Source organism: Micromonospora arborensis, assembly GCF_003205615.1.
Classification (GTDB): Bacteria; Actinomycetota; Actinomycetes; order Mycobacteriales; family Micromonosporaceae; genus Micromonospora; species Micromonospora arborensis.
The window spans coordinates 59,282-59,511 of record NZ_PYBV01000045.1; positions in this window are offsets into that span (position 1 = coordinate 59,282).

The following is a 230-nucleotide window of genomic DNA, read 5'->3' on the forward strand; positions in this document are numbered from 1 at the left end:
TCGCCCTGGGCGCCTTGGTTGCCTTGCGGGCCTTGGGGGCCGGTGTCGCCCTGGGCGCCTTGGTTACCTTGCGGGCCTTGGGGGCCGGTGTCGCCCTGGGCGCCTTGGTCGCCTTGCGGGCCTTGGGCGCCGGTGTCGCCCTGGGCGCCCTGGAATCCCTGTGTGCCTTGGTTGCCTTGGGGGCCGATGTCGCCCTGGACGCCTTGGTTACCTTGCGGGCCCTGGGCGCC